The organism is Actinomadura syzygii (genome assembly GCF_008085905.1).
Taxonomy (GTDB): domain Bacteria; phylum Actinomycetota; class Actinomycetes; order Streptosporangiales; family Streptosporangiaceae; genus Spirillospora; species Spirillospora syzygii.
The window spans coordinates 114421-128763 of sequence record NZ_VSFF01000008.1 but is presented as its reverse complement, the minus strand read 5'-3'; the positions used below and the strand labels follow the sequence as shown (position 1 = coordinate 128763).

At 72.3% G+C, this 14343-nt stretch carries 11 protein-coding genes; 7 read left to right on the top strand and 4 right to left on the bottom strand.

Going from position 1 to position 14343, the window contains the following annotated elements:
* The first annotated feature begins 165 nt into the window (after positions 1-165).
* Positions 166-1944: a serine/threonine protein kinase gene (locus tag FXF65_RS21085; protein WP_148351711.1), complete on the top strand. Its 1779-nt coding sequence runs from the start codon at positions 166-168 to the stop codon at positions 1942-1944.
* A gap of 178 nt (positions 1945-2122) precedes the next feature.
* Here FXF65_RS21085 and FXF65_RS21080 read toward each other — a convergent pair whose 3' ends face one another.
* Together FXF65_RS21080 and FXF65_RS21075 are read right to left on the bottom strand one after the other, a co-directional pair.
* A complete protein-coding gene (locus FXF65_RS21080; protein WP_378234580.1) occupies positions 2123-2377 on the bottom strand; it encodes a DUF397 domain-containing protein in 255 nt (84 codons plus the stop codon).
* Positions 2374-3195 (bottom strand): helix-turn-helix domain-containing protein, encoded by an 822-nt coding sequence (locus FXF65_RS21075; RefSeq protein ID WP_083981040.1) that lies wholly within the window; start codon positions 3193-3195, stop codon positions 2374-2376. The genes FXF65_RS21080 and FXF65_RS21075 overlap by 4 nt, the downstream gene beginning before the upstream one ends.
* Before the next feature lie 271 nt (positions 3196-3466).
* On the opposite strand from FXF65_RS21075, the gene FXF65_RS21070 reads away from it, so the two are divergent.
* The 6 genes from FXF65_RS21070 (at position 3467) to FXF65_RS21045 (ending at position 11356) form a co-directional block, all read left to right on the top strand.
* Positions 3467-4084 carry an ATP-binding protein gene (locus FXF65_RS21070; RefSeq protein WP_246198986.1) on the top strand — a complete coding sequence of 206 codons (618 nt, stop codon included), beginning with the start codon at positions 3467-3469 and terminating at the stop codon, positions 4082-4084.
* A 177-nt stretch (positions 4085-4261) separates the two neighbouring features.
* The gene (locus FXF65_RS21065) at positions 4262-4615 is read left to right on the top strand and encodes an STAS domain-containing protein (protein ID WP_148351710.1); all 354 of its coding nucleotides are present in this window, start codon (positions 4262-4264) and stop codon (positions 4613-4615) included.
* A 213-nt stretch (positions 4616-4828) separates the two neighbouring features.
* Positions 4829-6085 carry a M16 family metallopeptidase gene (locus FXF65_RS21060; RefSeq protein WP_148351709.1) on the top strand — a complete coding sequence of 419 codons (1257 nt, stop codon included), beginning with the start codon at positions 4829-4831 and terminating at the stop codon, positions 6083-6085.
* The gene (locus tag FXF65_RS21055) at positions 6082-7443 is read left to right on the top strand and encodes a M16 family metallopeptidase (RefSeq protein WP_148351708.1); all 1362 of its coding nucleotides are present in this window, start codon (positions 6082-6084) and stop codon (positions 7441-7443) included. Before FXF65_RS21060 ends, FXF65_RS21055 begins: the two co-directional genes overlap by 4 nt.
* Before the next feature lie 210 nt (positions 7444-7653).
* Positions 7654-9765, top strand: coding sequence for a sporulation protein (locus tag FXF65_RS21050; protein ID WP_148351707.1), 2112 nt, complete (start codon positions 7654-7656; stop codon positions 9763-9765).
* A 703-nt stretch (positions 9766-10468) separates the two neighbouring features.
* Positions 10469-11356: a hypothetical protein gene (locus FXF65_RS21045; RefSeq protein ID WP_148351706.1), complete on the top strand. Its 888-nt coding sequence runs from the start codon at positions 10469-10471 to the stop codon at positions 11354-11356.
* On the opposite strand, the gene FXF65_RS21040 is transcribed toward FXF65_RS21045, so the two are convergent.
* Together FXF65_RS21040 and FXF65_RS21035 are read right to left on the bottom strand one after the other, a co-directional pair.
* Entirely contained in the window at positions 11357-12442 is a 1086-nt protein-coding gene (locus FXF65_RS21040) for a hypothetical protein (RefSeq protein ID WP_148351705.1), read from the bottom strand.
* 850 nt (positions 12443-13292) lie between these two features.
* Entirely contained in the window at positions 13293-14240 is a 948-nt protein-coding gene (locus FXF65_RS21035) for a hypothetical protein (RefSeq protein WP_187412431.1), read from the bottom strand.
* Between the last annotated feature and the right edge of the window lie 103 nt (positions 14241-14343).

The window sequence follows — 14343 nt, the reverse complement described above, 5'->3', positions numbered from 1 at the left end:
TCTCCCCTCGCACGAATCGGACTGTAGTCCATTTAACGTCCCGGCGCCATTCACTAGATCAACCGCCCGCGGAAGCGCCTATCATCCTCTGCCTCTAGGCTGGTGCGCGGTCCAGGTCGGCGAGCCCGAAGTGACCGAGCCGGAGATTGACGGGGAGCGAGTGGTGTGACGGACAGGACGATGCCGGACGCCCTGCCGCTGCGGTCGGGCGACCCGATCGAGCTGGGCGGGTACGAGATCGTGGGGCGCCTCGGCGAGGGCGGGCAGGGATCGGTGTTCCTGGGGCGGCGGGTCGGCGCCGGTGGGGACGTCCCCGCCATGGACCACGTCGCCATCAAGCTCCTCCACGGCGGCCTGGCCGGAGACGACTCCGCCCGCGCGCGCTTCGTCCGCGAACTGGAGGTCGCCAAGCGCGTGGCACGGTTCTGCACCGCGCAGGTACTCGACGCCGATGTCGCGGGTGACCAGCCCTACATCGTCAGTGAGTACGTTCCCGGGCTGTCCCTTCACCACGTGGTGCGCACAGACGGACCACGCACCGGCGGTGCGTTGGAACGGCTCGCCATCAGCACCCTCACCGCGCTGACCGCGATCCACCAGGCGGGGATCGTCCACCGTGACTTCAAGCCCCACAACGTGATGATGGGACCGGACGGCCCCCGCGTCATCGACTTCGGAGTGGCGCGCGCGCTGGGCGCGGCCGGTGAGACACAGAACGTCGGCACGCCCGCCTACATGGCGCCCGAACATTTCACCGGCGCGGAGGTCAGCACCGCCTCGGACATGTTCGCCTGGGGCACGACCATGGTGTTCGCCGCCACGGGACGTCCCGCCTTCGGCAATGACGAGATGGCCTCGGTCATGCACCGCATCCTGACCGGCGAGCCCGATCTCGGCGTCCTGCCCAGCCCGATGCGCGAACTCGTGTCGGCGTGCCTGGTCAAGGAGCCCGCGCAGCGTCCCACCGCGCGGCAGGCGCAGGAACGCCTGGTCGGCGCGGCGAGCGGCACGTCGTCGGCTGAGATGCCCGTCCAGCCGCTGCCCGCGTTCCCGGCCGAGATGAACAGCGCTGCCGGGGATCGGGGCTATGGCTCGACGGATCCGCACGCGGCGCCGTCCGAGATGGCCGGGGCGCTCCTGCCACCGGACCAGGTCACCGATCCCTCCTCCCCCAGGAACAGGACTGCGCCCCAGCCCCCGTCTTACTTCGCGGCGGGTCATGGTGGAGTGCCCCCAGCGTCCCCCTCCGGCTCGTCCAGCGGCCAGGGGGCGGACGGCAGGAAGCGTGGTCGGCTCGTCGTCCCCATCGCGGCTGCGGCGGCAGTGGCGGCCGTCATCGCTGGCGGTTCCGTATGGGCCGCGACAAGGTCGGGTGGCGACAAGGGCAACGACCACCAGGTCGCGGCGTCCGACCAGAACGGCGCGCAGGACGGCCAGGGAACGGTGGCCGGAGGCGACGCCCGGAACCCGACGAAGCCCAAGCCGGGTCAGCCCCAGGGGAAGCAGAGCCCGACCCCCGCCGGGCCCAACTCGTCCCAGCAGCCCGGGACACCGCAGCAGCCCGGCTCTACGCCGACCAAGGGCGGAGGGGGCGGAGCCTCCACTCCCACCAAGGAACCGGCCAACAAGTACACGCCGCAGGCCGCGTGCAACAGCGGCGGCCATGGGGGCGGCTATTACGTACAACGGTCCATGGGCGTTTCCGGCGGCACCGCTTACCAGCTCTACAACAGCTCCGGGTACAACTGCGCCGTCACGATGAAAACGCAGCACGTGGGGACTAAGTCCCCAGTCTCGGTGTGGATCCAGAAGCAGGGCGGTTCCCAGGTCGTCGACAGCGGGTCGTTCGCCTGGTATGCGGGTCCGGTGTACGTGAAGGCTCCCGGCGCGTGCGTCCGGTTCGGCGGCAACGGCCGTACCGCGGCCTACGCCAACTGCGGCTGAGATGCACGCCCGTACCAACACGCACCAAAGCGAAAGGCCACCCTCGCGCCAATGGGGTGGCCTCTGCGTGGTGGCGGACGGGTCGACGTTGGGTGACCGGTGTCGACCCGTCGCCTTTCGGCATGCCGCCTAGAACGGGAGTCAGGCGGCGGTTGGTTGGCGGGTTTTCTGGTGAGTGTCAGTTACGGGAGACGATGAGATGGTCGAAGTCGCCGTCCTTGGCTCCAAGGATGAGCGCTTCGATCTCGTGACGGGTGTAGATGAGGGCCGGGCCCTCGGGATGACGGGAGTTGCGCATCGCGACCTGCCCGCCGGGCAGCTCGGCGATTTCCACACAGTTCCCCTGGGAATTGCTTCGCCGGGACTTCAGCCACCGAGCCCCGCGAAGGTCGGTGGCGGGCATCCCGTTGTCGTAGTCGGTCTGGAGCATCATGTCTCTCTGAGAAGATCACCAAGAAGCTCGACGGTGCGCTCCGGGGTCGCGCTGTCGACGCACAGGCGTTCCATCGCCTGGAGGTACGTGTCGACGTCGTCGCGCTTGTCCAGGTACATGGCGCCGGTGAGGTTCTCGACGTAAACCACGTCCGGCAGGTCCTGCTCGGGAAAGCGCAGGATCGTGAACGCGCCTCCCTCGGCCGCGTGGCCACCGAACCTGAACGGCATGATCTGGATGGTGACGTTGGGCAGTTTCGACATCTCGATGAGATGCTCGAACTGGCCTCTCATCACCTCCGGACCGCCGATGGGACGCTTCAGCGCCCCCTCGTCCACGACCGCCCACAGGCGCGGAGCTTCCGGTCCCGTGAGGCGTTCCTGGCGTTGCAGGCGCAGTTCCACGCGCTGGTCGATTTCGTGTTCGGCGGCACCTGCGTTGCCGAGGCGGATCACCGCTCGCGCATACCCCTCCGACTGCAGCAGTCCCGGAACGAACTGCAGTTCATATGTGCGGATCAACGCCGCCGACTCCTCCAGGCCCACATAGGTCTGGAACCAGCCGGGCAACACGTCGTTGTACCGGTGCCACCAACCGGGAGTGTTGGCCTCCCGCGCAAGCTGCAGCAGCGCCTCGCGCTCTGTCTTGTCGCTGACGCCGTACAGCGAGAGCAGGTCGTCCACGTCTCGCTCTTTGAAGCTGACTCGCCCTAGCTCGAGGCGGCTTATCTTTGACTCCGACGCGCGGATGACGTAGCCGGCGTCCTGACGGGTCACGCCCTTCTGCTCACGCAGACGGCGCAGCTGCGACCCGAGCAGGATCCGGCGAACGGTCGACCCGCTTCCCGGCGTCTCTGGAGTCACGCCCAACCTCCGGCTATTCGGCGGACAGCGAACCTAGTGTGCCACTGGCCTCGGTATCCTGCGGTTACCTCCGATCACTTGCGTGCCGTCCGCGCCGCCCCACACCCTCACCACGCGGATGCACGTGCATTGGGCCTTGCATTCGCACGCTACGATGCGCAGGATAACGCACGAGACTTCCGATCCACGGCGGCACAACAAGATCACTCTGCGGGGTCCGGTTGGAATGACGTCACGCCACGCGCACGACGACACGCGATGGAAGCTGGGTCCCGTCGTGGGGCCGGCCGGCTCGCACGACCATGCCGCGCAGTCCACACCCGTCCCGGAGTCCTCTGACCTGCCACATCCCCTGGACACGGCCCTGACGGCACTGACCGCGATGCAGGGGCACACCGTCTCGTTCACCGTCGCACCCGACCCGGAGTCGGTCACCGAGGCACGGCATTTCGCGGTGTCCCGCCTCACCGAATGGGGCGTCACCGAACTCACCGACGACGTGGGGCTCGTCGTCTCCGAACTCGTCACGAACGCACTGCGGCACAGCGGGGGGGCGTTTCGCGGCCGGACGGGCCACGACGTGCACCGCAAGGGCGTCTACGAAGACCCGGCCGACCCGCTCGGCTCCGCGCCGTCCGCGATAAGGCTCCGGCTCGGCCACCAGCCGCCCTGGCTGCTCTGCGGGATCATCGACGCCAGCCGGGCCGCGCCCCGGCGCAAAGAGCCCGACTACATCGCCGAGACGGGGCGCGGCCTGCACCTGGTCGAGTCGTTCAGCGTCCGTTGGGGTTGGCGTTCGCTGCCGCACGGCAAAGTGGTGTGGGCCCTGTTTCGCACCGCTTGAGGCCCGTCGTGGACGTACGGCGTGAGACCGGTGCGCTTGGTGGGGTCGAAGTGCGACATCCCGTTGGCGGGGCGTAACGGCGCGTCACACGGGTAGCAAGACAGTCCCCACTCGGGTCCGGTCCCCCGGAACCCCGGCTCCCGGCCCCCGAGGCGACATCGGCAGAAAGGAGCGGCGGTGGACTTCGCCGTCGAGCACCGCGTCGAACAGGGCCTCACGGTGGTGAAGATCAGCGGCGAGATCGACGTCTTCACCAGCCCCCGGCTCCGGGAGGCGCTCCTGGACATCATCGACAACGGCGGAACGCACCTCGTCATCGACCTAGGCGAGGTCACGTTCCTCGACTCCACGGGCCTCGGCGTGCTGGTCGGCATCTACCACCGGCTGCGGGCGCGCGACGGCACGATGGCGTTCATGGGCGTCAACGACCGGGTCCGCCGGGTCTTCCACGTCACCCAGCTCACCAAGATCTTCGTCCTGCACCACTCCCTCGAGGACGCCATCGCGGCGCACGAGTCCGCGTCGTCCTGATCTTCGCGCCTCCCCGGCCTCCCGCCGTTCAGCCTTCCGACTCCCCGCTCCGGCTTCGTTCCCCGGGTTATCCACAGGTTCGCGCGAGCGCTCCCGAGGCCGTGCGCACCCGGTACGGTGAAGACCGAGATCAAGCCCGCCGCCTGGGCACGTCCCGCCGACGCGCGCGGTGCTGTCCGCCAGCCGAACCCATCGAACGGACGGGAGCGCTCCGTGGCAGAACAGCCTCTGCATGAGCACACGCTCGGCAATGGCCTGCGCGTGGTGGTCTGCGAGGACCATGTCGTACCACTGGCCGCCGTGAACATCTGGTACGGGGTGGGCTCACGCCACGAAAGGGCCGGGCGCACCGGCCTCGCCCACCTCTTCGAGCACCTGATGTTCCAGGGCTCGGCGAACGTCGCCGAGGGCGAGCACGCCGCGCTGCTGGAGAGCGCGGGCGCCGCCTTCAACGCCAGCACGTCGTTCGAGCGCACGAACTACTACGAGACGGTGCCGGTCAGCCATCTGGAGCTCGCGCTCTGGCTGGAGGCCGACCGGATGGGCACGCTGCCCGCCGCGCTCACCCAGGCCAACCTCGGCAACCAGCGCGACGTGGTGAAGAACGAGCGCCGCCAGCGCTACGACAACCAGCCCTACGGGACGGCCTTCGAACGGCTCTGCGACCTGACGTTCCCCTCGGGCCACCCTTACGCGCACACCCCGATCGGCTCCATGGAAGACCTGGACGCCACCACCCTCGAAGACTGCGCCGACTTCTTCGCCACCTGGTACGCGCCGGGCAACGCCGTCCTGTCCGTGGTGGGCGACGTCGACCCGGCGAAGACCATCGAGGCGGTCGAACGCTATTTCGGCGGCCTGCCGACGGGCCCGGCGAAGCCGCCGACGCGGCCCGGCGAGCTCGGTCCGCTGAGCGGCGTGCGGGAGGAGGCGCTCGACGAGGAGGTCCCCTCCCCCGCCTACTTCGCGATGTTCACGCTGCCCACCGACGGCGGCGACGACGTCGAGGCCGCCGAGCTGGCGGTCGAGATCCTCGGCGGCGGCTCCGGGTCCCGCCTCTACGACCGGATGGTGCGGCGCGACGAGATCGCCACCGAGGTGTGGGCGGGCGTGACGCGGCTGGCGTCCGGCCCGTCCCTGGCGATCGTGGACGCGATCGGGCCGGAACCGGACAAGATCGCCGCCGTGCTCGACGAGGAGCTCGAACGGTTCGCCGCCCACGGCCCGGACGCCGACGAGACAGCCCGCGCCACCGCCCAGGCCGAGCGCGGCTTCCTGGAGCAGACCGAGACCGTCACCGGCCTCGCCAACGCCCTCTCGCAGAACGCCACCCAGTTCGACGACCCGGCCCGGGTCTTCACCGCCCCCGGCCGCGCCGCCGCCGTCACCGGGGACGCGATCAAGGAGATGGCGGGCCGCTGGCTCGCGCCCGGCGGCCGCACCGCCCTGACCTACGGAGGCAACTCGTGACCAGCGGCCTGGACCTGCAGCCCCGTCCCGTCCCGGGGCCCGTCCCGGCGTGGGCGTTCCCGGCCGCGAGCGCGGGCCGCGTCCCGGCCGGTCCGGCGACGCTGCGCTGCGACCTGCCCGGGCGCAAGCTCGCCGCGGTCCGGCTCGTGCTGCACGCGGGCGCCGGACGGGAGCCCGAAGGCCGCGACGGCGTCGCCACACTGGCCGCGCGGGCGCTGCTGGAGGGCACCGAGCCGGGCGGCGGCACCGCACTGACCGCCGCGTTCGAGCGGCTCGGCGCCAGCCTGTACGCCGCCGCCGACCTGACGGCGCTGCGCATCGCGCTGGACGTCCCGGTCACCCGGCTCGGCGCGGCGCTGGAGCTGTTCTCGTCGGTGGTGCGGCGTCCCGCGCTGGACGACTCCGACGTGCGGCGCCTCGTCCGCGAACGGCTGGAGGAGATCGCCCAGGAGGACGCCGACCCGGGGTCGCGCGCGATGCGCGAGCTGCGCGCGGTGATGTTCCCAGCGGACGCGCGGGCGGCCCGTCCGACGGGCGGCGGCCGCACCCGCGTCGAGGCGCTCGGCGGGGCGGACGTGCGCGCCTTCTACGGTTCGGTGGTGCCCGCGGAGGCCACGGCCGTCGTCGCCGGTGACCTGTCCGGGGCCGACGCCGACACGGCGCTGAGCGCCGCGCTGGAGGATTGGGCTCCCTCGGGCCCGACGCTGCCGACCGCCGACCGTGTCATGCCGGAGTCGGCCGCGCGGATCGTCGTCGTCGACCGTCCCGGCTCGGTGCAGACCTACCTCGGGTTCGGGCACGGGGTGCCCGACCGTTCCCACCACGACTGGCCGTCGCTGATGGTCGCGTCGCACGTGCTGGGCGGCGGGCTCACGTCCCGGCTCAACGCGGTGCTCCGCGAGGAGAAGGGCTACACGTACGGGATGCGGGCCGGGCTGCTGCGGATGCGGCACTGCGGGCTGTTCATCGCGCAGGGCGCCGTGCACACCGAGGTCACGGCCGACGCCGTGGCGGACGCGCTGACGGAGCTGCGCGGCATCGTGTCCCGGGGGATCGACGCGGACGAGCACGGCTCGTCCGTCCGCGCGCTGGCCGACCGGGCGCCCGCCGAGTACGAGACGGCCCGCTCCGTGGCCGCCGAGCTGGCCGACGTGTCGGCGAACGGGCTGGGCACCGACTACCCGAGCGCCTACCTCGCCGCCGTCCGGGCGTCCACTCCCGACGGTGTGGCCCGCGCGTACCGCAAGCACATCGACCCGGAGGCGCTCACCGTGATCGCCGTCGGCGACGCCGCCCAGATCCGCGAACCATTGGAGAAACTCGGCTACGCGACCGTCACCGTCACCACAAAGGAATAGCGCGTCACAGCGGCGATCGGGGCATTTCCCAGGACGCCGGACGAGTTGGTTCCGTTGTCCGTTTCGTGGCGTGAACCGATGGCATGCTGGACTGGTCTAACGCGTGACGGCCCTGCCCCGCGGATTCTTCGCGGACGTTCGGCGGGGCCGGTTCGCGCGGGCTGACATGCGCGGGGAAGCGTCCCCGCGGTCGGGAGAGGGGAACGGCCGGTGTCGTACGGGCAGATGGCAGGCGGCGGTCCGTCGGTCGACACGATCCTGTCGGAGCCGAACTGCAAGCCCGGCGGGGTCGTGGCGGGCAAGGTGCACCTGCGCGGCGGCTCCGGTCCCGTGGAGATCCGGCACGTCACGCTCGCGCTCATGCCGCGCATGCAGGACGGCTACGGCGGCGAGACGGCCGGCCCCGAGGTGTACCGGGGCGCCCTCACCCGCGGGTTCCGGCTGGACGCGGCGCAGCAGCGCGACCTCTCGTTCTCCATTCCGCTGCCGTACGAGCTGCCGTTCACCACCGTCCTCGGACACGAGCTGCCCGGCTTCACGATCGGCATGTGCACCGAGGTCGACGCGAAGGGGCAGCCCGACCCGGGCGACGTCGACCCGATCTCGGTCGAGCCGCTGGAGTCCCAGCAGTGGGTGCTCGCCGCGATCGCCCAGCTCGGCTTCCAGATCACGAACGTGACGTTCGAGTCGTCGAAGCTGCGGGGCGTGCCCCAGCAGTTGCCGTTCCACCAGGAGATCCACCTCAACCCGCCGACGTCGTTCCAGGGGCGGATCGACAAGGTCGGGCTGAGCTTCGTCGCCAGCCCGCGCAGCATGGCGTTCGTCCTCCGCGCCGAAGACCGCGACACCCCGACGGACGAGTCGTTCGGCGTCTTCCAGGTGCCGCACGCGGAGGCCGCCGAGACCGACTGGAACGCCAAGATCACCCAGTGGCTGGAGGCCGCGACGGCGCTGCCCCGCTCGGCGTCCGGCCCCGGCGCCGCGCACGGCAACCCCACGCCGCCCCCGGGCCAGGCACCCCTGCCACCGCCCGGCGGCCCGTCGGCGTTCCCGCCGCCCCCACCGCCGCCGGGCGGATCACCCGCCCAGCCCGCCGCCGCGTCCTACGGCGGGCCGGGTGAATATGGCGAGTACGGCGGGCCGGGGAATGTCCAGTTCCCGCCACCCGCACCCGCGCCGGGCGAGGCACCCGCACCAATGCACACCCCAGGCCACACCCCGCCCCCACCGGGCGGCCCGGCGTATCCCCCGCCCGGCCCGGCCCACCACCCTGGCGGCGCCACCCCAGGCTTTCCCCCTCCGCCCCCGGGCGCACCCATGCCCGGCCACGGCGGCCCGCCCTCCCCCGGCAGCCCGCCCGCACACTCACCAATGCCTGGCCACGGCAACTCACCGTTCCCAGGAGGCCCGGCTGCACACGCCCCCATGCCCGGCCAAAGCGGCTCACCGTCCCCCCTCCCAGGTAGCCCGGCCGCACACGCACCTATGCCTGGCCAAAGCGGCCCGCCATCTCCCCTCCCAGGTAGCCCGGCTGCACACGCACCTATGCCCGGCCAAAGCGGCTCACCGTCTCCGCTCCCAGGTAGCCCGGCCGCACAGTCGCCGATGCCCGCGCCGGGTGGCTTTCCGCCTCCGCCCCCCGGCGGTCCTGGGGCGTATGGACCAGCGCCCGGCCACGGCGGTCCTCCGTCCCCGCTTCCGGGCAGTCCGGCCGCACACGCACCCATGCCGGGACACGGCGGCCCGCCGCTGCCGCCTTCGGGCCACGCCCCGCACAGCGCTCCACCCGGTGGGCCGTACGGAGGGCCGCCGCCGGTGGGCGCGGCGCCCGTCGGCCCGCCGCCACCCGCTCCTGGAGGCCCAGCACCGTACGGGCCGCCGGGACACAACGGCCCGCCGCCACCGGCGCCGCCGGGCCCAGGGCCCTATCCGCCTGCGGCCCATGGCCATCCGGCGCCGCCGCCCATGCACGTTCATCACAGTCCGCCGGGGCACTACCACGGTCATCGCGGGCACCACGGCATCGCGGCGGCGGGCCTGGTCGGCGGCGCGGCCGCGGCCGGAATCGCGGGCGGCATGGCCATCGGCGCGGTCGGAGGAGACGTCGCCGGATACGCGCAGAACGTGGCGGGCTACGTCGGCGGCGTCCCCGTCGACGCCTTCGGCAACGCCGTCGCCGGATACGCGGGCCAAGTGGCGGGCAACGTGATCGCCGACGCGGCAGGCGGAATAGCAGGCGACATCGCCGGAGACGTAGCCGGAGAAATCGCAGGCGGCGCAGCCGAAATCCTCGGCGGCCTCCTAGGCGGCCTCTTCGGCTGACCCACCACACCCCAAAACCACAACCCGCGTCGTCAGCCCCTCGGCGCACCAGCCGACGATGCCCAGGCACTCGCAGCCCTGCACGACCAGGCCCGACAGACCGCAGGCCAGGTAATCCACGGGCGAAACAGGCCCAAGACGAAACAGGCCCTAGGCCGAGCAAGGCACACGCCCAGCAAGGCACACGCCGACCGGAATGCTGCCTGAGCAGCAACGAGGCCGAGCAGGGCGCAGGCTGGGCGGGCGCAGGTTAGACGGCGGAGCGCGGGTCAAGTTCGTACGCCGACGCCATTGGCTCGGAGTGGGTGTGGGCCGCGGCGGTGGGCGGGGTGGTGTTCTGGGGGACGTCCGTCCGTGGGGCCGGTTGTGGTCGTTTTTCTGGCGTCGACAGTGGGACGCGAGGCGGGCGGTCGTATGCCTGGTGGGCTTTCTCAGGCCAGGGACCGGGTCTTACGTACAACAGGTGGCTTTTGAGGCTTGTGGGCGTGCCGTCTCATGGAGGTGTCGGCTGAGGCGTGGGGGGCGGCGCCGGTGTTTAGGGGGCCTCGGGGCGGGGGTGGGCGGTTCACCTGCGGGGTTGGTGGGGTGGTGAAGGGCTCGGGCGGTTGGGCGGGGTGTAGGGGCGGGGGTAAATGACGGGCCAATCGGACGAGATCTGTTGCGAGATCGGCGGGCGGGGCCGTGGGTGGTTATCGTCGGGACCATGACCACCGTGATCCTCGTTCTGCTGTGTCTGGCGATCGGAGGGCGCGAGCTCTATCTGGCGTCCGACAAGCGGCTCCCCCGCGCGCAGGCTGAGCTGCGTGAACTGCGCAACCAGGTGGCCGAGCTCGCGCGGCGCCACGACGCGCTCAAGGCGGTGGTGGACGAGGCGACCGAGCCCGCCGGCATCCCGATCCCGCAGTCCCCGCCGCAGGCGGAGGCCCCGCCCAGCGAGGTCGTCGACCGGCTCGACTCCGTCGGCGGGCGGGTCGATCGGCTGGAGAAGCAGCTCGGCGACATCTCCGACGATCTGGCGGGCCTCGATCTCGACCGCGACGCGCAGCACGCCCTGGCCAGGTCGCTGGACGCGGTGGAGCAGGACGTCCAGGAACTGCACCGCGAGATGCTCGACCGCCTGGACCGGGAGGAGGGCGTCGTCACCGGTGTCCTGCTGAGCGAGGAGGGCGAGGCGGAGGCCCTGCTCGCGGAGGCGTACGAGCGGTGCGCCGCCGAGTACGGGCTGCGGGTCCGGGTGCGCGACAAGCGGTCCGGGCAGGCGACGGGGACCTACTGGGGGACGGTCTACCAGCTCTCCGGCCGCCGCCCCGAGGTGCTCGCCGAGGATCTGTTCTCCTACGTCCGGGGGCTGTACGACCCGCGCGACTCGTCGGCGCTGAACGCGCTGCTCACCGAGTTGGCGGCGCTGCGCGGCGGCGGGGTCGCGCAGTTCGGGCCGTTCACGGCGGTCAGCACGCAGAGCGCGCTCGTCTGCGGCGTCCTCCCCGACCAGGACGCGCCGCCCGCCGAGCCGTGGCAGCTCGTGGACCATCTCCGCGAGCTTCCGGCCGACCGGCGGAGCGACCTGTCCTGGTTGCGCACCGACGACTGATCAGACCCGGACGAACCGGGGCGCGCCGCCGCCCGCCCGGTCCACGCCGAACGCCAGCAGGCACCGGGGGACGCGCGCCGCGTCGACCTGGAGGCAGAGGCCGAGGCCCAGGTCGGGGTCGACGAAGACCACGCGGCGCAGTGCCCGGAGCGCGCGCCGGGTCCGGGCGCGGGTGTCGGGACGCGCCGGTTCGTGCAGCGTCCCGGTGACGACCCGTCCCGCGTAGCGCCACAGGACCGCCGAGTCCAGGACCCGGACGCCGGCGGACGCCAGGTGCGCGACGATCACCACGCCGCTGTCGTCGTCCTCCGCCGCGTTCGGGACGAGCCCCTCCCCCTCTCCAGGGAGCGGGCGGGGTGCTCGCGGCCCGCCGACCGCGCGGTGATATCGAAGCGGGTCGAGGGTGTCGACGACGAATGCCCCGGCATATGGGCGCGACGCTCGCGGTGGGCCGTTCGGTGAGGTGCGGGACGGGCGTGTGCCCAGGTGAGCGCTCAGGTCGAAAACCATTCCCGCGTCATCGAGCCATGCCGAAACGCCGATTCCGGCCGCGGACTTCCGGTCTAGCGCGTCCATCATCCGCCACAGTTCGTCGGTGCGGCCGGAAAGCGTCGCCGCCATTCCCAGCCCCGGGAATGCCCCTTCCAGGACGGCGAGCGTCGCCCGCCAGGTCGTGCTTCCGACGAATTCGGCGACGAAGGCGTCCGCCAATTCCATGCGGCGGCCGGGATCGGCCATCGGGCCGGGACGGACGGCCGCGTCCGCGGGCGCCCACTGCGGCGACGCCACGTCCGGCCTGGTCACCGAGGGCGGCTCGACGGACAGGCCCTTGCTGGGCAGGAACGGCTCGTCTTCGCGTGGTGCGTGCCGTCCGGCGGACGGCTCCTTCGAGAGCGGATCGGCGCCCGGCTCCCACGCGGGCCCGCCCGGATTCCCATAGGACGGCTCACCGCCCCGAGGCGCGGGGACGCCGGGCGCGCGGTCCGGTTGCGGCGACGAAGGCTCGTCGGCCGAGCCCTCCCAGGTCGACGGCTCACCGAAGGTCGTCTCGGACGTCTCGCGTCCCGTCCACGACGACGACGGCACGTCCGGCTCCCCGCCGGTGGGCACCCCGGCCTGCGGGGTGATCCGCGGATCGTGCGGCTGCCACGACGGCGACGACCCGGCCGGAGCGGACCCGCCGGAGAGCGAATCATCCTGCGGGACGGAACCCGGATCGTGAGGCTCCCACGCGCCGCCATCGCTCTGAAGTGGATCCCGCGGCGTAGGGGACGCCGGTTCGAAAGTCGGCGGCGGGGTCACGCCCGGCGCATGCGGCTCCCAACCGGAGGAGGACGGCGACTCGGCAGCCGGAAGACCGCCCGCGCCCCCGCCGCCACCCTGCTGAGCCTCCGAGTCGAAAGGCGTCGCCTCGGGTTGGGACCAGGTCGGCTGGGGTTGGCCCGGGGCGCCGCCGCGCTGAGGCTCCGGTGCTGGGGGCATCCCGGCGGGCATCGCCTCGCCTTGGTACCACGGCTGGGTCTGCCCGGGCGCACTGCCGCCTTGCGTTTGGGGGCCGCCTTGGGACCACGGCTGGGGCTCGCCTGACGTGCCGCCGCCTTGCTGGGCCTCTGGGGCGGCCGGGGCCGAGCCGGGTTGTGACCAGGGCTGCGGGGGGTGAGCCGAGGCGCCGTCGGTTTGGGGCTCCGGGGGCGCGGGGGGTTGGACGGGGATCCAGTCGGAGGGTGGTGCGGAGTCCTGGGGGGAGGTGCTGCGGCCTGCGACGTGGACGTCCCCGGGGTAAGGGCCGGGACGCCGGCCGGGGGCCGTGTCGCCCGAGGCGGGCGGGTCCGTGGGGCCGGGGTCTGAGGGGCCGGGGTCATCGGGGCTGGGACGGTCACTCGGGCCGTATCTCACGATGTCGATCCTGCGCTCACTTCAAGATCATCGGCAAGTTTCAACGGCGGCCTTCGGGGGTGCCGAAGAGGGCGGTGCACAGGGCCTCCAGGCTGTCGGGGGCGGTCTCTTGCGGTGAGGCGTCCGAGGGGACGGTCCGCTTTCCTCCATTCCTCTGACGCTCCCTTCCCCCCGCCGGATCGTCACCGGCGGGCAGGACGGTCAAAGCGTTCTTGTCCAGGCGCAGCCGGACGGACACCTCGCCGTGCTCAGGGTCGTCCGTCCCCTGGGCGGCGGCGATGTCCCGGCGGCCGACGGAGATGACCTCCGGGACGTCCACCACCAGGGCGCCGGCGTGCAGCGCGCTCAGCCACAGGTCGAGGACGCGGTGGGCGAGGCCGTTGAGCAGCCGCCCCCACGGTTCGACCAGGTCGGCGGGGACGTCCTCCGTCTGCAGTTCGGGAAGCCCGTACCGGCCGAGGCCCTTGGTGGTGAAGAAGAACCCGCGCGGGCCCGCCGTGTGCGGGAGGAGCATCCAGTCGGTGAGCCGGACGGCGCCGTCCGGGCCGGGCAGGGAGCGGCGGAGGTGGTCCCGGCCGAGGATCTGCGGGGTGAAGGCGTCGATCACGGGGGCGTCCACGGCGGCGCCGAGGGCGCCCGCGACGGCCCGGGCCGCCCACTCGTGTGCGGGTGGACGGCCCGGGCGGAAGGCGGCGCGGACGGCGAGGAGGTGGGCGGCGTCGTCCACCGCCGCGAGGTCGGAAGCGGCGGCGCCGTAGGCGGCGAGCAGGTCGCGGGGCAGCGGCGGGAACCCGGACGCCGGACGCTGGTCGATGGTCAGCATCGGGCTGTCGAGCATCCCGAGGACGAGTTCGCGCAACGGCGGCCCGGTGTGCCGCGTCACCTCGTCCCTGGCCCGCACCGCGGGGTCGGAGATCGGCGCGGGCAGCGCCAGCGCGTAGGTGGCGTAGAGCGTCTCCGGCACGGGCAGCGTCAGACTGGAACCCAACCTCGTTCCCCCGTCGGCCTCGATGAGCGTCCGTCACCTTCGATCTGAGCGGACGAGACCGTTGGAAACTAACTGTCGCCGCCGGGACATTTACCTCACATAA

Excerpts from the sequence above, each read along its gene's own strand:
- FXF65_RS21080 (WP_378234580.1), bottom strand. The coding sequence starts at position 2,377 with ATGATGCTCCAGACCGACTACGACAACGGGATGCCCGCCACCGACCTT.
- FXF65_RS21045 (WP_148351706.1), top strand. The coding sequence starts at position 10,469 with ATGACCACCGTGATCCTCGTTCTGCTGTGTCTGGCGATCGGAGGGCGC.
- FXF65_RS21070 (WP_246198986.1), top strand. The coding sequence starts at position 3,467 with ATGACGTCACGCCACGCGCACGACGACACGCGATGGAAGCTGGGTCCC.